The sequence below is a fragment of the Sanguibacter gelidistatuariae genome (genome assembly GCF_900096585.1).
Taxonomy (GTDB): Bacteria; Actinomycetota; Actinomycetes; order Actinomycetales; family Cellulomonadaceae; genus Sanguibacter; species Sanguibacter gelidistatuariae.
Genome location: NZ_FMYH01000013.1, coordinates 1 through 17,565 on the forward strand (window position 1 = coordinate 1; position 17,565 = coordinate 17,565).

At 68.5% G+C, this 17,565-nt stretch carries 18 protein-coding genes; 11 read left to right on the forward strand and 7 right to left on the reverse strand.

Going from position 1 to position 17,565, the window contains the following annotated elements:
* The 7 genes from BLQ50_RS18740 to BLQ50_RS17985 all read left to right on the forward strand — a co-directional run.
* On the forward strand, positions 1–318 hold a 318-nt coding region (locus tag BLQ50_RS18740; RefSeq protein ID WP_175559193.1), incomplete at its 5' end, for a transposase.
* 43 nt (positions 319–361) lie between these two features.
* Entirely contained in the window at positions 362–937 is a 576-nt protein-coding gene (locus tag BLQ50_RS17960) for a GOLPH3/VPS74 family protein (protein WP_245701363.1), read from the forward strand.
* Positions 938–1,041: 104 nt separating this feature from the next.
* The gene (locus tag BLQ50_RS17965) at positions 1,042–1,722 is read left to right on the forward strand and encodes a GOLPH3/VPS74 family protein (protein ID WP_093186842.1); all 681 of its coding nucleotides are present in this window, start codon (positions 1,042–1,044) and stop codon (positions 1,720–1,722) included.
* Between the two features lie 103 nt (positions 1,723–1,825).
* A complete protein-coding gene (locus tag BLQ50_RS17970) occupies positions 1,826–2,053 on the forward strand; it encodes a PLDc N-terminal domain-containing protein (protein ID WP_245701362.1) in 228 nt (75 codons plus the stop codon).
* A 33-nt stretch (positions 2,054–2,086) separates the two neighbouring features.
* Positions 2,087–2,803, forward strand: a complete 717-nt coding sequence (locus BLQ50_RS17975) for an ABC transporter ATP-binding protein (RefSeq protein WP_093186845.1) — start codon at positions 2,087–2,089, stop codon at positions 2,801–2,803.
* Positions 2,800–3,513 (forward strand): ABC transporter permease, encoded by a 714-nt coding sequence (locus BLQ50_RS17980; RefSeq protein WP_093186848.1) that lies wholly within the window; start codon positions 2,800–2,802, stop codon positions 3,511–3,513. Before BLQ50_RS17975 ends, BLQ50_RS17980 begins: the two co-directional genes overlap by 4 nt.
* A gap of 180 nt (positions 3,514–3,693) precedes the next feature.
* Positions 3,694–4,614, forward strand: a complete 921-nt coding sequence (locus BLQ50_RS17985; RefSeq protein WP_093186850.1) for a sulfurtransferase — start codon at positions 3,694–3,696, stop codon at positions 4,612–4,614.
* 109 nt (positions 4,615–4,723) lie between these two features.
* Here BLQ50_RS17985 and BLQ50_RS17990 read toward each other — a convergent pair whose 3' ends face one another.
* From BLQ50_RS17990 to BLQ50_RS17995, 3 genes are all read right to left on the reverse strand, one after another.
* Entirely contained in the window at positions 4,724–5,029 is a 306-nt protein-coding gene (locus tag BLQ50_RS17990; RefSeq protein ID WP_093186853.1) for a type II toxin-antitoxin system TacA family antitoxin, read from the reverse strand.
* Between the two features lie 671 nt (positions 5,030–5,700).
* Positions 5,701–5,847, reverse strand: coding sequence for a hypothetical protein (locus tag BLQ50_RS18745; RefSeq protein WP_175559194.1), 147 nt, complete (start codon positions 5,845–5,847; stop codon positions 5,701–5,703).
* Between the two features lie 8 nt (positions 5,848–5,855).
* Entirely contained in the window at positions 5,856–6,737 is an 882-nt protein-coding gene (locus BLQ50_RS17995; RefSeq protein WP_217629211.1) for an HNH endonuclease, read from the reverse strand.
* Positions 6,738–7,084: 347 nt separating this feature from the next.
* Between BLQ50_RS17995 and BLQ50_RS18000 the strand changes: the two genes are divergently transcribed.
* Positions 7,085–8,995 carry a DUF2075 domain-containing protein gene (locus BLQ50_RS18000; RefSeq protein WP_093186860.1) on the forward strand — a complete coding sequence of 637 codons (1,911 nt, stop codon included), beginning with the start codon at positions 7,085–7,087 and terminating at the stop codon, positions 8,993–8,995.
* Here the strand turns inward: BLQ50_RS18000 and BLQ50_RS18005 are convergent.
* Genes BLQ50_RS18005 through BLQ50_RS18015 form a run of 3 tightly spaced genes read right to left on the reverse strand, consistent with a single transcriptional unit; the run spans position 8,948 to position 11,684 of the window.
* Positions 8,948–9,712, reverse strand: a complete 765-nt coding sequence (locus BLQ50_RS18005) for an amino acid ABC transporter ATP-binding protein (protein WP_093186878.1) — start codon at positions 9,710–9,712, stop codon at positions 8,948–8,950. The genes BLQ50_RS18000 and BLQ50_RS18005 overlap by 48 nt on opposite strands.
* Positions 9,713–9,738: 26 nt before the next feature.
* Positions 9,739–10,716 carry an amino acid ABC transporter permease gene (locus BLQ50_RS18010; RefSeq protein ID WP_245701364.1) on the reverse strand — a complete coding sequence of 326 codons (978 nt, stop codon included), beginning with the start codon at positions 10,714–10,716 and terminating at the stop codon, positions 9,739–9,741.
* 59 nt (positions 10,717–10,775) lie between these two features.
* On the reverse strand, positions 10,776–11,684 hold the full coding sequence (locus BLQ50_RS18015) for an ABC transporter substrate-binding protein (RefSeq protein WP_093186863.1): 909 nt from the start codon (positions 11,682–11,684) through the stop codon (positions 10,776–10,778).
* 227 nt (positions 11,685–11,911) lie between these two features.
* On the opposite strand from BLQ50_RS18015, the gene BLQ50_RS18020 reads away from it, so the two are divergent.
* Positions 11,912–12,223: a hypothetical protein gene (locus tag BLQ50_RS18020; protein ID WP_093186866.1), complete on the forward strand. Its 312-nt coding sequence runs from the start codon at positions 11,912–11,914 to the stop codon at positions 12,221–12,223.
* A 96-nt stretch (positions 12,224–12,319) separates the two neighbouring features.
* Positions 12,320–15,853, forward strand: coding sequence for a DEAD/DEAH box helicase (locus BLQ50_RS18025; protein ID WP_139185875.1), 3,534 nt, complete (start codon positions 12,320–12,322; stop codon positions 15,851–15,853).
* A gap of 1,038 nt (positions 15,854–16,891) precedes the next feature.
* Here the strand turns inward: BLQ50_RS18025 and BLQ50_RS18035 are convergent.
* Positions 16,892–17,131 carry a hypothetical protein gene (locus BLQ50_RS18035; protein WP_217629212.1) on the reverse strand — a complete coding sequence of 80 codons (240 nt, stop codon included), beginning with the start codon at positions 17,129–17,131 and terminating at the stop codon, positions 16,892–16,894.
* A 162-nt stretch (positions 17,132–17,293) separates the two neighbouring features.
* On the opposite strand from BLQ50_RS18035, the gene BLQ50_RS18040 reads away from it, so the two are divergent.
* Positions 17,294–17,565 (forward strand): transposase (locus tag BLQ50_RS18040; RefSeq protein WP_175559183.1); only part of this gene is annotated, 272 nt, incomplete at its 3' end.

The following is a 17,565-nucleotide window of genomic DNA, read 5'->3' on the forward strand; positions in this document are numbered from 1 at the left end:
CGCTGCTACCAACAGCTCCGAGGGGCCTACCGGGCCAAGGACACCACCGAGGGCAAGGCGCTGGCCGAGACGGTCCTGGAGACGTTCCATACCTGCCCGATCCCCGAAATCGCCCGGCTCGGGCGGACCCTACGACGCTGGAAGAAGGAGTTCCTCGGCTACTTCAGCACCGACCGCGCCAACAACGGCGGCACGGAGGCCATCAACGGAATCATCGAACTGCACCGGCGCATCGCACGCGGATATCGCAACGGCGATCACTACCGACTACGCATGCTGCTGGTCGCCGGCGGGCTGCTCCTCCCACCGCAACTCTGATGAGCCCCTCAACCTCGCCCTGGCAGGGGCCGTTCTGCTCGAGCTGACGGCCAGTGGGCGCATCGACGTCGCGCGTCCCACCGATCCTGCAGAGACCGGCCACATCGTGGTGCGCGACTCTCGACCCGTGGGCGATCCCCTGCTCGACCGAGGGCTGGCAGTCCTGCTGAAGGAAACTCCCTCCCTCCCTGCGGTCGCGTTGTGGCGGGTGGGAAGGGGCCTCCGTGAGCAGGTCTACGCGCGACTGGCCGACGGTGGGTTCGTGCGTCCCACTGTTCACCGGAGATGGGGACTCTTCCCGTCCCAGCGATGGCTGGTGACTGACTCTGGGCACAAGGACTTGGTGCGAGCCGGTCTTCGTGACGTGCTCACCGTTAAGCGCGCGCCGAGTGATCACGAGCTGTCCCTCTTGGTGCTGCTGAATGCGGTGAGCGCCGTCGGCCAAGCGCTGAGCGAACCAGGTCTCAAGGATTCCTCCCCTCAGGTGCGCGCGCTCGACCGCCGCGCGGACGCACTCCTCGCGGCGCCTCCTGTGGAACGGTCCGTGCAGCCGCCGCTCGAGGCCGTGCGCGGTGTGATGGCGGAGGTCATCAAGGGCGCAAGCGAGACGTCGGCCTGAGCGCTCAGGGACGCGGAAGCCCCGGAAGCGGTGAGCCACGGCCCGCCTGTGACTGGCAGCACCTCATCAGCCCACCCAAGGCCAACCTGTGGTTCCATGGGCGCATGATCCTCGCCGAACAGATCCTTCTGCTGCTCACCGAGGACGTGACCGGCAAACCCGTTGTCGACGTCACACGGCTCGACCTGGTCCTGGCCGGAGCCGTCCTGCTTGACCTCGCGGTCGCCGCGCGGGTCGACGTCGCGGGGCCGGGGGACCCCGTCAAGTCCGGACGACTGATTGTGCGCGACGCACGGCCTGTCGGGGACCCGATCCTTGACGAAGCGCTGAGCCGGATCCTCGCCGCGGGCCCCAAGAAGCCCGAGAGCCTGCTGCCCAAGCTCAAGAAGGACCTGCGCCGAGCGCTCTACGCAAGACTTGCCGACCGCAGGATCCTTCGCTTCGAACAAGCCCGCGTGCTGGGGATCTTCTCGACCGAGCGGTGGCCTGCGGTCGATCGCAGCCACGCGCAGCAGATGCGCGCAGGACTGCGCGAGGTGCTTGTCGTCGGGCGAGAGCCGACAGAACGGGAGGCTGCGCTCATCGCGCTGCTGCGCGCTGTCGACCAGGTCCCCAAGGTCCTCGGGACTGGCGAGGTCAGCGCACGTGAGCTGCGTCGCCGAGCCAAGCTCGTGGTCCCGAGCGGCCTCGCCGACACCGCCGTGCGCAAGGCCATCGACGCCGTGAACTCCGCGACGATGGCCGCCGTGATGGTCGCGACGACCGCGGGTACCGCCAGCAGCTGAAGGCCAGCGCCGGACGAACTGCCCATGCGCGGTGTTCCTCCTGCGCAGTAGCGTGGACGGTACAGGCGCCGCGCGCGCCATCCCCACTAGCCAGGAGCCTCACATGACGCACATGGCCCACAAGACCCACTGGAAAGACCTCAGCGGCAAGCGTAAGACCGGGATGATCGTCATCGGCCTCGCGCAGCTCACCCTCACCGCGGCCGCGTACCGCGACCTCATCAAGCGCCCTGCCGACCAGGTGGAGGGCCCCAAGTTCGTCTGGGGCATCGCGCTGCTGGTCAACTGGATCGGCCCGATCTCGTACTTCGCCAAGGGCCGCAAGGTCTAGCAGAGAACCTGCGGATCTCAGGACCGGTCCCGGATGTCCACGTCCCCGACGGTCGTCGTCGACTCCCTGGTGGTCCACCGCGGACGCCGGGAGGTGCTCCATGGATTGGACCTCACCTTCGCCGCAGGAACGGTCACGGGCCTGCTCGGCCCGTCCGGAGGGGGTAAGACGACCTTGCTCCGAGCGATCCTCGGTGTCCAGATCGTCACCTCCGGCACGGTGACCGTCCTCGGCGAACCCGTCGGCAGCGCGGGCCTGCGCCGCCGCATCGGCTATGTCACGCAGGCGCCCAGCGTCTACGAGGACCTCACGGTCGAAGAGAACCTGCGCTACTTCGCGCGCATTCTCGGCGTGCCCGACGCCGCGACGCCGCTTGAGCGCGTCGACCTCACCCCCGTGCGCCACCAGCTTGTTGGCCAGCTCTCGGGTGGGCAGCGCTCGAGGGTCGGGCTCGCGACGGCGTTGCTCGGCAGTCCCGAGCTGCTCGTCCTCGACGAACCGACGGTTGGCCTCGATCCGGTGCTCCGTGCGTCGCTGTGGGGCCTGTTCGCCGAGCTCGCGTCGAGCGGCGTCGGGCTCATCGTATCGAGCCATGTCATGGATGAGGCGACCCGCTGCGACGAGGTGGTCCTGCTGCGCGAGGGTGCCGTCGTCGTGCAGTCCAGTCCGACCGAGCTGCTCGCGCAGACCGGGACGACCACGGCCGAGGCGGCGTTCCTCGCGCTCGTCGGCGGTGCGGTCGCGCCATGATCGCGACCGCAAACCGTGTGCTGCGCCAGCTCCGGCACGACCCCCGCACCCTAGCGATGATCTTCGTCGTGCCGTGTGCGCTGCTCACCCTCCTGTGGTGGGTGTACGACGGCGCGCCGGTGTTCCAGTCCATCGCGCCGGCGCTGCTGGCACTGTTCCCGTTGCTCATCATGTTCCTGGTGACGTCGATCGCGACGCTGCGGGAGCGGACGTCGGGAACGCTCGAGCGGCTGCTCACGCTGCCGGTGAGCAAGGTCGGTTTCCTTGGCGGGTATGCGATCGCCTTCGGGGTGCTGGCTGCAGGGCAGGCGGTGTTCGCGTCGTTGCTACTGGTGGGACCGCTCGGGCTCGACCTGGCCGGGCCGTGGGGACTGCTCGTCCTTGTCGCGGTGCTCGATGCCCTGCTCGGGATGTCCCTCGGGCTGTTCGTCAGCGCATTCGCCCGGTCGGAGTTCCAGGCGGTCCAGTTCATGCCGGCGGTCGTGCTGCCCCAGTTCCTGCTGTGCGGGTTGCTCGTGCCGCGCGATCAGATGCCCGAGGTGCTTGAGTGGGTCTCGCGGGCCCTGCCGCTGACCTATGCGGTCGACGCGATGACCCGGGTGTCGACTCAGCCGGTCCCGGAGATCTGGGGCGACGTCGCGGTGATCTGCGCCTTCGTCATCGGCTTCCTGGGACTGGGAGCGGTGACCTTGAAGCGCCGCAGTGCGTAGTTGGGTGCGGTGTCTCGAGCGGGCCCCGCAGGCGGGCACGGGATCCGACCAGCGGACCTGCAGACCAGTAGTTGAGATTTTAATCAAACGCCTAGGTGACCCTCTCTAGCGCGACGTAGCCTGCTCAAGACGGCCTCGTGGCCGCCCGCACAGACTGATCTCCCCGAAAGGTTGCTTCCCATGTCGACAGGAACTGCCCTGCTCCCGTCCCTCGTCTCGAGCGCCGAGCTCAACGACGCCCTCGCCGCGCCGAGTGCGCCGATCCGCGTGCTGGACGCCACGACCTTCCTGCACACCACGGTCGAGGCGGCGCCGTACACCGCATCGAACGGATACGAGCAGTACCTCGGCGAGCACATCCCCGGCGCGTTGTTCGCTGACGTCACGGGCGCACTCTCCGCCCCGGACGCCGCGCAGCTGTTCACCATCCCCAGCCCGGAGCAGTTCGCGCAGGCAGCACAGGACCTCGGTGTCGGCTCCGACACCCACGTCGTTGTCTACGACACCGGCGGGTCCGCCTGGGCGACCCGGGTCTGGTGGCTCTTCCGCCTCTTCGGCCACGACGGCGTCTCGGTGCTCGACGGCGGTCTCGGTGCCTGGAAGGCTGCCGGCCACCCGGTTGCGGCAGGCGACGCCGACATCGCAGCAGCCGCAGAGGCTGCCGCGCCGGTCTTCATCCCAGACTTCCGGTCGCATCTCGTGGCGACCAAGAACGAGCTCGAGGCCACTCTGCCGGGGGTCGCCACCGCGCCCGAGGGCACGGTCGTGGTCAACGCCCTCGACCCCGCGACCTTCGTGGGCGAGTCCGAGCTGAGCCCCTACGCGCGACGCGGACGCATCCCCGGCAGCGTCAACCTGCCGCTGTACACGCTGCTCGACCAAGCGACCGGCCGGTTCCTCCCGACTGACCAGCTCACCGAGAAGCTCCAGGCGCAGGGAGTGCTCGACGCGCAGCGCGCCGTCACCTACTGCGGCGGTGGCATCGCGGCGACGCTTCCGGCCTTCGCCGCCTTCCTTGCGGCGGGTGTCGAAGTCGCCGTCTACGACGGTTCGCTCAGCGAGTGGACGGCCGACGAGTCCCTCCCGGTCGAGCTCGGCTGACCGTCAGGACGCTTCGTCTATAGCTCCACCCTCGCTGAGTGCGCTCAACCGGCTGCTTCGAGTCCGGTTTGGGCAGCCAATCCAGCGCGCTCAGCGAAGGGGGTGGGTGTTAGGCCTGGACCGAAGCCTTGGTCGAGAGCCGGCGGCCCTTCATCTCGCGAACGAGGGCTGCGAGCTCAGGGATGGGCTGGGGTTCCGCATCGAGTGCGGTATTGACCTGGGCGAACTCGGCGTGGGTGAGGCGCAGGATGCGCTCCTCGACGAGGACAGACCGGGCGCGTTCCATCGCGGCCCCGAGGACGAATGACGTCACGTCCTGCTGCTGGGATGAGGCGGCTTCACGGATGATCTCGAGAGCGTCGGTCCCGATGCGCATGTTCAGCCGTGAGTCACGGCCGCTTGCTGATGTGTTCATGGTTCCTCCGTGCAGTCACTGTACGTACTTCGGCTGCACAGAGTCAATGAGATTCTGCCTCGCGAGTCGATGGAAGCCGAACTTCAGTAGAACGCTGCCGCATCCTCATCGAGCGCATGGACGATGATTAGCTCGAAGCCGATGCTCTGCGCAGCCTCTGACAGGCGTGACAGCTTCGAAGAGGACCATCTTCCCGAAGCCGTTCCCCTGGTACTTGAGGTCGACTGCCAGCCGGGCGAGCGGCATCGCTGACATGGGGTAACGGCGTCCCGGACGCGCGACCGACTCGGTGAGCTCATCAACTTCCACTCGGTGGGTCACGAGGGAGAAGTAGGCAGCGATGCACGCCTCACGTAACTGAAGGCACCGCGATCGAGATCCTTGGTGAACGGGATGAAGATGATCAAGGCGTCCTCCGGTGAGTTGAGGGGTACGGGCGATGCGCATCGGTGCGGGCGGGTAGACCCGTGTGGGGACCAGCGCTGCCGGTCCCCACACCACATCAGCCCTTGCCCAGAGTGGATCCGGCCTGGGACTTCGCAGCCTTCGACGACTTGTCCGTTGCGAGCGTCGTCGCAGCCTTGGACAGCTGCGCCTTGGTCGGCTTGGTCATATTCATCACCTCCTCCGTCATGCGGACATGCTGGCAGGAGGCACTGACATGTCGCCGGTCAGGACTCTTCGAAGCCGTACTGCTCGAACTTCAACTGCATGGCATTCTCACGAACGGTCCGCACGGCGGCTTCGTCGAAGCCCTCGTCGACCACTGCGGTGATCTCTAGCCGCACTTCGAGCGTCACGCCGGGTACGCCGGCCACGCGACGCCTCAGTCTTCAAGCCAGCCACATTGTGCGGCATGCGCGCCGAGGAACTCATGCGAGGGAAGGTCTGCGCTGAGCGACGGCACGACGGCCAGAGCCTGGTCGTCCAAGGCCGCGTAGTGCCCGCCGAGTGAGGGGGAGGTCCGGGTGACGAGAGTCCCGTTCTGTCGAGGGACGATCGTCAGCAGCAGCCTGTCGAACAAGGTATGGACGTCGGCGCGGAGCAGGATGCCGTTCGACAGAGTGTTGGTGTGCACGCCGCGGTACGGCAAGATGTGCGCCGCCTCCAAGACGGCGTCTGTCGTGGTTCCGGTGACTGCGCACGACCTGCGGTACGCCTTGAGCAACTTGTTGCGGAATGCTGGTTGGCCCTGTCGTAGACGGATCTGGGCGAAAGCCAGCTCGCGTCGATCCTCGCTGAGTGAGTCGGCGTCGGGGTGGTTGAGAACCGAGAGTGTTTCTTCGTCCGTCTGGCTCATGGCAACCTGGTCTGGTGCCCCGCTCGCAAAGAGGGCGGCCAGGTTTGCCTCGACGACGCTGTCCGAGGATTTCGGTGCAAGGTGTGCCGCGCCACCAAGGCCGGTGCCAGCGCTGAGCTCGGTCCAGGTGAGCTTGGGCCCGTCGTAGTCCTCGAGCCTGGAGAATCCGATCCGCCCCCGGTACCGGGTTTCGTGCGCGTCATCCCACGGAAGCCCCATCGGTGGGGAGTCGACGACGTCAGCTGTCACGACTCCGCGCCCCGCGAGCCCGCGCTGGGCCACCCAGAAGTAGACGGTGTCTCCGCGCTCGATGTTTCGGCGGGTGCGCAAGTCCCAGATCAGATCGCGCTTGGCGACGTCCCAGTGGTGGGGGTGTTCCGCGTCGATAGACAGCACCCAACTCGTCATGACATGCCTCGTCCCATTCGGGGCGGGTGGAGGCATGTCCCAGAGGTGGAAGCCTGTCGTTCCGCTGTGCTCTTCGGTTATGTGGTGTGAGCATGGCGTAGGTGACCGGGAAGTCACAAATCTGGCGTCCTGTAGGCCGCCGTCACGAGTGTCCGCGCGCCTTCGAAGAGGTGACCTCGCCTCGCGCTAATGTCCTCCCAGCGGTACCGACGGACTTCCCCGCGCTCGCCTCAGGCCCACGCCAGACCGAGCGCGCCGGACATGCCCCCTCCGCACGACTATTCGTGCTGCCCGGGGGAAGTGTTCCGTTGTCTGCTGTTCGTTTCAGTGCCGGCTCGTTGGTGACCATGACCGCCCAGGATTCCTCGATCGTCGAGCGCCACCTCGCCGACCAGCTCGCGGCCCAGGGCCTCGGGCGCGCCGGGGAGAGCGAGCTGCGCTCGTGGCGCAGCTCGATCCCCACACTCGCCCGGGACCTGTGCGACGCCGGGCTGGACAAGACCGAGGTCATCCTCGAGCACCGGCTGCCGCTCTCGTCCAAGCGGGCTGACGTCATCCTCGCGGGGACTCACCCGCGCACAGGGGAGCCCTCGTACGTCGTCGTCGAGCTCAAGCAGTGGAGCACCGCGCGACGCTGGGAGGACTCCGCAATGCTCGTCGACGTCGACGGCGCGCCCTACCGCCCGGTCCTGCACCCCAGCATCCAGGTCGCCGGCTACGCGGAGTACCTGCGCGACTTCATGCGCATCTTCGCAACCGACCCGGACGCGCTCGCGGCCACGGCCTATCTGCACAACGCCTCGGACGGGATGGTCGCCGATCTCTGGGACAACCCGGCGCTCGCCCTGGCGCCGATGTTCACCGGGCAGACCCGCGGCAAGCTCCACGACTACCTGCGCACCCGGCTCGCCCCGGGGGAGCCAGGTGTGCATGCCGCCGACCTGTTCCTCCAGTCGGCCATCGCCCCGTCCAAGCAGCTGCTGACCGTCGCGGCGAAGCAGATCCAGGAGCGCGAGCAGTTTGTCCTCCTCGACGAGCAGCGCGTCGCCTACGAGCTCGTCCTGCGGGCGGTCGAGAAGGCCCGATCGGCGGACACCAAGACCGCCGTGATCATCACCGGCGGCCCGGGATCGGGCAAGTCCGTCATCGCCTTGTCTCTGCTCGGCGAGCTTGCGCGTCAGGGCCGGACCGTGCTGCACGCGACCGGGTCGAAGAGCTTCACCACGACCATGCGCCACGTTGCGGGCAAGGGCTCGACCCGGACAAAGTCGCTGTTCAAGTACTTCAACTCCTTCATCGACGCCGAACCCAACGGCCTCGACGTCCTCATCCTCGACGAGGCGCACCGCATCCGAGAGCAGTCCGTCAACCGCTACACCGTCAAGGCCGTCCGGGAGCGGGCCCGCCCGCAGATCACCGAGCTGCTCGACGCCGCACGCGTCCCCGTCTTCCTCCTCGACGAGCACCAGGTGGTCCGCCCCGGCGAGATGGGCACGGTCGCCGACATCCGCGCGCACGCCGCCCTGCGTGGCCTCCCCGTCGTGCCGGTCAACCTCAAGGCGCAGTACCGAGCGGGAGGCTCGGACGCTTATGTCGACTGGGTCCAGACCCTGCTCGGGCTGCGCGACGCCCCGCTCACGCCCTGGCGGGACGAGGCCACCTTCGCGGTCGACGTCGTCGACTCCCCTCACGAGATGGAGGCGCGGCTGCGCGCCTACCGCGACGCGGGGTCCAACGCCCGGATGACCGCCGGCTACTGCTGGCCGTGGTCGAAGTCCGCTCCCGACGCCGCGCTCGTCGACGACGTGCGGATCGGCGACTGGGCCAAGCCATGGAACGTCTACGGCGAGCGGCGGATCGGCGACGCACCACCGTCGGCCCTGTGGGCGAGCGAGCCGGGCGGGTTCGAGCAGGTCGGCTGCGTGTACACCGCGCAGGGCTTCGAGTACGCGTGGAACGGCGTGATCTTCGGCCCGGACCTCGTCTGGCGCGCCCAGGCGCGCGGGGGAGCGGGTGGCTGGGTCGCGCGCCGCGAGCACAACAAGGACCCCGACTTCAGGTCCCGGACCAAGGTCGACGACGCGACCTTCGACCGCCTGGTCCGTCACGTCTACAAGGTGCTGCTGACCCGCGGGATGGTCGGGACGCTGCTGTACTCGACCGACCCGGAGACGCAGGAGATGCTCAGGTCGGTCGTCAGCGGGGCGCGCTCACAGCACCCGAGCCAAGAAGTCCTGAGTCCGGGCCTCGCGCGGTGACGTGAGCACCTGCTCGGGCAGGCCCTGCTCCACGACAACCCCGTCTGCCATGAAGACCACCTGGTCGGCGACCTCGCGGGCGAAGCCGATCTCGTGGGTGACCACGATCATCGTCATGCCCGTCTCGGCCAGGGACCGCATGACAGCCAGGACCTCGCCGACAAGCTCGGGGTCCAGGGCCGACGTCGGCTCGTCGAAGAGCATGAGCTCGGGGTCCATCGCGAGGGCACGGGCGATCGCGACGCGTTGCTGCTGACCGCCGGAGAGCTGGGCGGGGTAGTGGTCACGGTGGTCCGTCAGGCCGACCCGCTCGAGCAGCTCGACGGCGCGCGCTCGGGCCGCGCTCTTGCTCCGCCCGAGCACCTGGACCTGCGCCTCGACGACGTTGCCCAGCGCGGTCATGTGCGGGAAGAGATTGAATCGCTGGAACACCATGCCGATCTTCGTGCGCTGGCGGGCGATCTCCCTGGGGTGCAGCGCGAACAGCGCCGGAGCGCCGCGGTGGGTCCCCTCGCGGAAGCCCATGAGCTCACCGTCGACGTAGATGCGCCCGGCGGTGATGCTCTCGAGCTGGTTGATGCACCGCAGCGCGGTCGACTTCCCCGAGCCGGACGGGCCGAGGACCACGCACACCGACCCCGTCGGCACCGTGAGGTCGACCCCGCGCAGCACGTGCGCGTCACCGAACTCCTTGTGCAGGTCGACGACCTCGACCATCGGGGTCTCGTCCCGGACACCCGCGCTCACGGCGTCACCTCCGTCAACGGTCCCGGTTCGGCTGTGGTCCCGGCCGCGTTGATCGCGGCCTGGCGTGCCCTGCGGCGTGCGGCGCGCCGTCGGCCGCCGTCGCCTCCGCCCGGTGCGTGGTGCACGTCGAATCCCTTGCCGTAGTAGCGCTCGAGGAAGTGCTGGCCGACCATGAGCACGCTCGTGATCGCGAGGTACCAGATCGCCGCGACCATGAGGAGCGGGATCGGCTGGAAGATGCGGTTCGCGACGGCGTTCGTGGCGAACTGCAGGTCGAGGGTGAAGGGCACCGCGAGCACGAGCGACGTCGTCTTGAGCATGGAGATCGTCTCGTTGCCGGTCGGCGGGACGATGACCCGCATGGCCTGGGGGAGGACGATGCGTCCCATGATCCTCGTGTTCTTCATCCCCAGCGCACGGGCCGCCTCGGACTGGCCTGGGTCCACGCTCTGCAGCCCGGCCCGCACGATCTCGGCGAGGTAGGCCGCCTCGTTGAGGGCCAGTCCGATGATCGCTGCCCGGGAGGCCGTCACAAGGTCCTTGGTGGTGAAGTCGAGGAGCTCGGGACCGAAAGGGATGCCCAGGCTCAGCCGCGGGTAGAGGACCGAGATCAGGCCCCAGAAGACGAGCTGGGTGTAGATCGGGGTGCCGCGGAAGATCCAGATGTAGGCCCAGGACACCCAGCGCATGACGGGGTTCGCCGAGCCGCGCATGATCGCGAGCAGGACCGACAAGACGATCGCGATGGCCATCGCGGCGACCGTCAGCCACAGGGTCCACACGACCCCGCGCAGCACCGGAGTGCTGAACAGGTAGTCGGCCACCGTGCCCCACGCGAACTTCTCGTTCGTCACGAGTCCGTGCACGGCCATGGCCGCGATGACGACTACGACCGCCCCCGAGATCCACCGGCCGGGGTAGCGCACCGGGATGGCGTGGATCCGGTCCGGGACCTGGTCGGCCGCCGGCTTCACTGGTTCCGTCGGCCCTGCCGGGCCCGCCCGGCCGGCGTCGGTCGTGGACACGGTCGTCCTCAGCTGACGCTCGGGTTGAGCTCTGCGGTCTTCACGGCGCCGACCTCGTTGCCCCAGGCGGTGAGGATCTTGAGGTAGTCGCCCGAGTCGATGAGCTTCTGCACGGCCTGTTGAACGGCCTCGGTGAGGGCCTGGTCGTCCTTGGAGACGACGATGCCCTGCGAGGCGCCGGAGAAGACGTCGCCGAGCTGCTCGATCTGTCCGCCGGTCTGCTCCACGGCGTAGGCGATGATCGGGGAGTCGGCGTACATGATGTCCGCCTTGCCGCCGACGAGGGCAGTCGTGACGTCGGACTGCTTGTCGTACTTGAGCGGGGTGATGGCGTCCTTGCCGTCCGCGGCGCACTTGGCCACAAGGGCGTCGAGCTCCTCATCCTCGACCGTGCCGGTCTCCACGCCCACGGTCAGGCCGCACAGGTCTGCGCCGTTCACCTTCTTCGGGTTGCCCTTGGCGACTGCGTAGGCCTCGCCGGCCGAGAAGTACTGGACCATGTTGACCTGCCCCTCGCGCTCGGGGGTGATCGTGAACGAGGACATGCCGATGTCGTACTTCGAGCCGATCGCGGGGATGATTCCGGTGAAGGATGCGGTCTGCACCTCGGTCTTCAGCCCGAGCACCGCACCGATCGCCTTGGCGAGGTCGACGTCGTACCCCTCGGGGGTCTGTCCGTCCGTGCCGATGTACTCCGCCGGCGCATAGGTCGTGTCAGACCCGACGACGAGCTTGCCGGTGCTTGCCACGGACTCCGGCACGAGGGCCGCGATGGTCGCGTCCTTGGCGATCGACGTGGGGTCGAAGGAGACCGCCCCCGCGCTCGAGGTGCCCGAGCTGGGGGAGTCGCCCGAGCCGCACCCGGCAAGAAGAAGCGTGAGGGTCGCAGCTGCGGCGACGAATGGGAATCTGCGCATCGTGTCCTCCAAGGACTGCGAACGGCTGAAGCGGGTCCTCGGCGGGCACCGATTCCGGCGGCTACGCGAGAGCGTCATTGCAGGCACCTTATGGGTGCGGTGTTACCAGCGTGTGTCCGGCATGTGAGCCACGCAACAGGATAGGGCGACCGGGCCCGCTCGGCTAGGCTCGCCACGAAAGAGCCGGTCACCGGACCTGGAACGAACGCGACAAGGGGACACCCGTCATGACGGACACCGCAGCACCCAGCGAGGGCGGATCCTCCGCGATCACGGTCGCCTCGATCGAGGCCAAGCTCGCCTTGGGCGCGGCGGTCGACCCAACCGACGTCGCGTGGTTGCTGCACGCTCTACGCGTCGCGACCGCAGAGGACGCCACCCCACGCGACGACGACGCCGTCCCCGCCCCTTCGCGGGAGCAGCTCATCGTGGAGTTCAAGCTCGGCCCGACCCCGTCCCCGGACATGCTCGCCTACCTCGCCGACTACGTCGCCGAACGCGCCGCCGAGGAGGCCGAGGACGGGGTCGAGGAATCCTGATCTGCGCAACGCCGCTGCGGCGCCCCGGACCAACCGCGACCACCCCGATCCGGACGGAGGAGCCTCCTGTCAGCCTCAGGTGAGAGAATGGCCTCCGTGTTCACACCCGCAGACATCTCCCAGCTCGTCGGTTCCGACGCGATGTCTCGTGGTGAGGCGTACTTCCAGACCGGCCACGTCATCGCGGTCGCCCGCAGCGGCGCCGGGGACACGATCGTCGGACAGGTCCGCGGTTCGGGGAACAAGCAGTACGTGACCGTCGTGGAGCTCTCGAGCGCGGGCGAGCAGGCCACCCCGCGATACGGAAAGTGCTCCTGCCCGGTCCGGCTCAACTGCAAGCACACCGCCGCCGTCCTGCTGGCCTTCCTGGACAAGCAGAACCCCACCGAGCCGCCGCCGGTCACTCAGAGCGCCGCGTTCTCGGGCGCGCACCCGCGCAAGACGGCCGAGTGGGAACGCACCTTCGCCGAGCTGCTCGCCCCGACCGGCTCGAGCGAGCCATCGGCGGCCTCCGCGCGGCGTCTCAAACCGTGGGACCGCAGTGCCGCGGCCGAGATCGGCCTGCAGTTTGAGCTCATCGTCGACGCTCCGTCCAAGCCGTTGCGCTACGGCGCGTCCTCGCGCGCCGTCTCCCCGGAACCTCGCCTGGGCATGCGCCCAGTCTTCCGGCGCGACGGCGGACGCTGGACCCGCACCGGCATCTCGTGGAGCGAGCTGCGGCTCATCGACGCCCGCGACGGCGGCTATCCCGAGGGGCACGTGGACGTGCTCCGGTCGTTGTTCGGCCTGTCCAAGTCGATCTCCGACATCGGCTACTTCGCGGCCCCGGCCTGGCTCTATGCCGACGCGCTGCCAAGCTCCGGCCTCTGGGCCATGCTCGACGCCGCCCGGCGAGCCGGACTGCCGCTGCTCCAGTCCGACAAGGCTCAGTCCCCTCTGGTCTTCTCGAGCCGCCCGGCCACGACCGAGCTCACGGTCACCCGCACCGCGAAGGGACTCGCTCTGAGCGCCGAGGTCGTCGTCCACGACCCGCCGTCCCCGCAGGGGCTCGACCTCGTTGAGCCCGTCGCCCCGGTCGCCGGTGAGCCCGCGCCGGACACGGACCCGCTGCCCGACGCCGTTCCGCTGCCCGACTCCGCGCCGGTCCAGATCAGCCGCGCACCGCGCAACGTCACGCTGCTGGGCAGCCCCCCCGCGGGCCTGTTCACCTGGCCGGCACACGGCGCGCTGGGGAAGGAGAGCAGGATCCTGCTGGCCCGCTTCGAGTCACCGCTCGACGCGACGACGGTCGCGCTCGTGCGACGCCTCGACCCGCTCACCGTCCCCAGGTCCGACGAGCGACGCTTCCTCACCCGGGTCTTCCCCACCCTGCAGGACCGTTTCGACGCCGTCAGCCTCGATCCCGAGATCACGCTCCCCGAGCGCCCCCGACCGAGCCTGTGGCTCGATGTGACGCACCGCCCAGACCACGGTGCCGACCTTGCCTGGCAGTGGCGCTACGCCACCCAGGACGACGACGGCGCACCCCTCACGGTCACTGTCCCCTTCGGCACCGTGCCCGACCCGGTGCTGCGTGACCTGGCCGCGGAGACGGCGATCCTGGATCGCCTCGCGGGGCGCGCCCCGCGGGTGCCCACCCCGGATCCGCAGGCCGACCTGCACGGCGCACGCGTCGGCGTCGGGCAGGTAGAGCTGCGGGGGATGGACACGGCGCTGTTCTTCACCGAGGAGCTGCCGGCGCTGTACCTCCTGGCAGACGCCGAGGCGGACTTCGGCGTCGAGCTCCACTCCGGCGCCGTAGGGGTCGACTACCGCCTGACCGACGACGTCGACGTCACCGTCACCACGTCCCAGCTGCCGGACCAGCGCGACTGGTTCGATCTCGGCGTCATCATCCGCGCAGGTCAGCAGTTCGTGCCCTTCGCGGACGTGTTCAAGGCGCTGGCCGAGGGCAAGTCGCACATCCTGCTCGTCGACGGGCTGCACTTCACCCTCGACGACGACCGTTTCCTCGCACTGCGCGACCTCATCGCGGAGGCGCGGGCGCTCCAGGACACGATGGGTGGACCGCTGCGGATCAACCGCTTCCAGGCGGGACTGTTCGAGGAGCTCGAGCGCTACGGCCTCGTCGGTGCGCAGGCCGAGAGCTGGCGGGCCTCCCTCGGCGCGCTCGCCGGGGGCGCGAAGCCCGACCACGTCGAGCCGCCCGCCGGGCTCGTGGCACACATGCGCAGCTACCAGCAGGAGGGCTTCGAGTGGCTCGCCTTCCTGCGCCAGCACGGCCTGGGCGGCGTGCTCGCCGACGACATGGGGCTCGGCAAGACGATCCAGGCGCTCGCGCTCATCCAGCACGACCGCAACGTCCGCGCGGCGTCCGATGGCGCCGCCCCGCGGCGGCCCTTCCTCGTCGTGGCGCCCACCTCCGTGGTCGGCAACTGGGCCGCGGAGGCGCGCCACTTCACCCCGGGTCTGCAGACGATCACCATCCATGAGACCCGTGCCCGACGCCGTGCTCCGCTCGCCGAGGTGGTCGCCGGCGCGGACATCGTGGTCACCTCCTACGCGCTCTTCCGCCTCGACTTCGAGGAGTACGACGCGCTGGCCTGGGACGGGCTCATCCTCGACGAGGCGCAGTTCATCAAGAACCACCAGTCGGTCGCCTACCAGTGCGCCCGTCGGCTCGCCGTGCCCTTCAAGCTTGCGCTGACCGGGACGCCGCTTGAGAACAACCTCATGGAGCTGTGGTCGATCCTCTCCGTGGTCAGCCCGGGCCTGTTTCCGAGTCCGGCCCGGTTCAAGGAGTATTACGCCCGCCCGATCGAGAACGACCATGCCGAGGAACGTCTCGACAAGCTGCGCCGGCGGGTTGCGCCGTTCATGCTGCGCCGGACCAAGGAGGTCGTCGCCAAGGACCTGCCGGCCAAGCAGGAGCAGGTCGTCGACGTGGTGCTCAACTCCCGCCACCGCAAGCTCTACGACAAGTACCTCCAGCGCGAGCGCACCAAGGTGCTCGGCCTGGTCGAAGAGTTCGGGGAGCACCGCTTCGAGGTGTTCCGGTCGCTGACCGTGCTGCGTCAGGCAAGCCTCGACGTGAGCCTGGTCGACCCCGAGCACGAGAACGTGCCGTCTTCCAAGCTCGAGGTCCTCTACGAGATGCTCGAGGACATCCTCGCCGAGGGGCACAGCGTGCTGATCTTCAGCCAGTTCACGCAGTTCCTGGGCAGGGTCCGCAAGCACCTGGACAAGCTCGCGGTCGACTACTCCTACCTGGACGGGTCGACGAGACGCCGCACCGAGACGATCGAGCGGTTCAGCTCCGGGGAGACCAAGGTCTTCCTGATCAGCCTCAAGGCCGGCGGGTTCGGGCTCAACCTCACGGCGGCGGACTACTGCATCCTGCTCGACCCGTGGTGGAACCCCGCGGCCGAGGCGCAGGCCGTCGACCGTGCGCACCGGATCGGCCAGAAACGCAACGTCATGGTCTACCGCATGGTCTCGACCGACACGATCGAGGAGAAGGTCATGGCGCTCAAGGCGTCCAAGTCCAAGCTCTTCGCGAGCGTGCTCGACGGCGGTGCCGCGGGCGGGGCCGGGCTGACGGCGACGGATGTGCGGGAGCTGTTGACGTAGGTCGGTGCGGTTGAAGCGGGTCGTGGATTCCATGCGGGCCGCTCGAATCGGATCGTGTCTAATTCGGCGGGAAGCGATTCGTGACTGTTGTATTCGGTTGCGCGTGCGCGGTCGATGCGGCACCAGATAATGCTCGTCTCGATCGTGCGCGTCCGGATAGCTGGGCGTCCGAGGTTGCAATTCGCTGCTGCGCGACGCGCCCTATGGGATTGCAGTATGACAACCCACCATGCGAGCGGCCGGGCTCCTCTATGCCGAGCGCCGCTCACTGTGTACAGTCGAGGCTGAACCCGCCCAAGGCGCGCCTACCCGGTAAGGGTGCGTCCGACCGCAGCAGGTGAGGGTGGCAGCCCGTTCAAGTCGGGCCGGGTCCGTAAGGGGGTCCTCGCGCTGCGGTCGCGATTCGGGCCCCCGCGTTGGTTCCGCCGGCTCAGCGAAGTGCCCCAATGTGGGTGTTGCTCACCTGGCAAGACGACCCCGCAATTCGCATAGACGTGTCCCGCGATTGTCTGAACAGTGCGGCTGCGTGATCCTGTGCGCCCCGGCGAGCGCTCGCCCCCCAATGAGATAGCGTTGGCTTTATTGTGGCGCCGTTTCGCTGATCCGGGCGTCCAACGCGTCACCGTGTGGATCGGCGGCGGCCGCCCGAGTCAAAGGTCCGCAAGACTGTGCCAATGCACCCGTACGACCCTCTGGGTTTCCATGGAACCGTGATCTGGCTGACCGGCGAGCAAGGCGGTCGGCGGTCTGGCCCACCCGTTCCGGCGCCCGGTCGTGACTACGCGGCCAACGGCTTCGTTCCACCCTTCAGCGTAGATACCCGGCTTGCCTCGTTGGTGGTCCGTCCGACTACGCCCGGCGCGTGGCGGTCTTCCGCAGACGCGGGGTGGCTCGTGGGCGACTACCGATACCCGCACGACGTCACGGCTGGAGACATCATCGTGGTGACCGAGGGCCCCACGATCGTCGGCTACTTCCACGTCGAGTCCGTGGGCTGACCGAACCACATGCGCATGCGACACGCGGGCCCGGCGCCTGTCAGCGCAGGCTGGCAGCTCCGCGAGGATCACGGTTGTGACCCTGGGGTTCGCCACGGCCCGCGAGGTGGAGACGCACGAGCCCCAGGAGGCGGTTGGTGCGGTCCTTGTTTCGGAGGCTGACCGAACGCTGCTCGAGCATCGACTTCAAGCTCGCGGCGGCCGCCTCTGCACCCGCAGTCGTGTAGTGCACGGGGAGTGTGGCGCGCACGGTGGTCTGCAGCTCGAGTCGTGGCCTCACCCCGGCGAGCCACGCTGTCGTGTGGGGCTGCTTGGCGGTGATCGTCGAAGTGAACGCGTCCCAACCGGCGCGATCTCGGAACGCCCCGTTCAGCGCTTCCATCCGCACTGAAGCGCCCCAGGTTTGATGCCGCTCCTGTTTGAGTCCAGGAGAATGAGCACCATGCCCAAGAAGATCGACGAAGAACTGAAGGCCCGTGCCGTGAGGTTGGTCACCGAGCATCGCGGGGAGTACCAGAACTTGACCGCGGCCTCGTTCGCGGTGGCCAAGCAGCTGGGGGTGAGCCGGGAGTCGGTGCGCCGGTGGGTCGCCCAGGCGGACGTCGATGCCGGCGGGCGTCCCGGGGTGACCAGCGATGAGCTGGAGGAGATCAAGCGCCTCAAGGCCGAGAACCGGCGCCTGCGTGAGGACGTGGCGATCTTGAAGGCTGCGAC

Excerpts from the sequence above, each read along its gene's own strand:
- BLQ50_RS18000 (WP_093186860.1), top strand. The coding sequence starts at position 7,085 with ATGACCGCCCAGGATTCCTCGATCGTCGAGCGCCACCTCGCCGACCAG.
- BLQ50_RS17965 (WP_093186842.1), top strand. The coding sequence starts at position 1,042 with ATGATCCTCGCCGAACAGATCCTTCTGCTGCTCACCGAGGACGTGACC.
- BLQ50_RS17970 (WP_245701362.1), top strand. The coding sequence starts at position 1,826 with ATGACGCACATGGCCCACAAGACCCACTGGAAAGACCTCAGCGGCAAG.
- BLQ50_RS17985 (WP_093186850.1), top strand. The coding sequence starts at position 3,694 with ATGTCGACAGGAACTGCCCTGCTCCCGTCCCTCGTCTCGAGCGCCGAG.
- BLQ50_RS17975 (WP_093186845.1), top strand. The coding sequence starts at position 2,087 with ATGTCCACGTCCCCGACGGTCGTCGTCGACTCCCTGGTGGTCCACCGC.
- BLQ50_RS17995 (WP_217629211.1), bottom strand. The coding sequence starts at position 6,737 with ATGACGAGTTGGGTGCTGTCTATCGACGCGGAACACCCCCACCACTGG.
- BLQ50_RS17980 (WP_093186848.1), top strand. The coding sequence starts at position 2,800 with ATGATCGCGACCGCAAACCGTGTGCTGCGCCAGCTCCGGCACGACCCC.
- BLQ50_RS18015 (WP_093186863.1), bottom strand. The coding sequence starts at position 11,684 with ATGCGCAGATTCCCATTCGTCGCCGCAGCTGCGACCCTCACGCTTCTT.
- BLQ50_RS18005 (WP_093186878.1), bottom strand. The coding sequence starts at position 9,712 with ATGGTCGAGGTCGTCGACCTGCACAAGGAGTTCGGTGACGCGCACGTG.
- BLQ50_RS18020 (WP_093186866.1), top strand. The coding sequence starts at position 11,912 with ATGACGGACACCGCAGCACCCAGCGAGGGCGGATCCTCCGCGATCACG.
- BLQ50_RS17990 (WP_093186853.1), bottom strand. The coding sequence starts at position 5,029 with ATGAACACATCAGCAAGCGGCCGTGACTCACGGCTGAACATGCGCATC.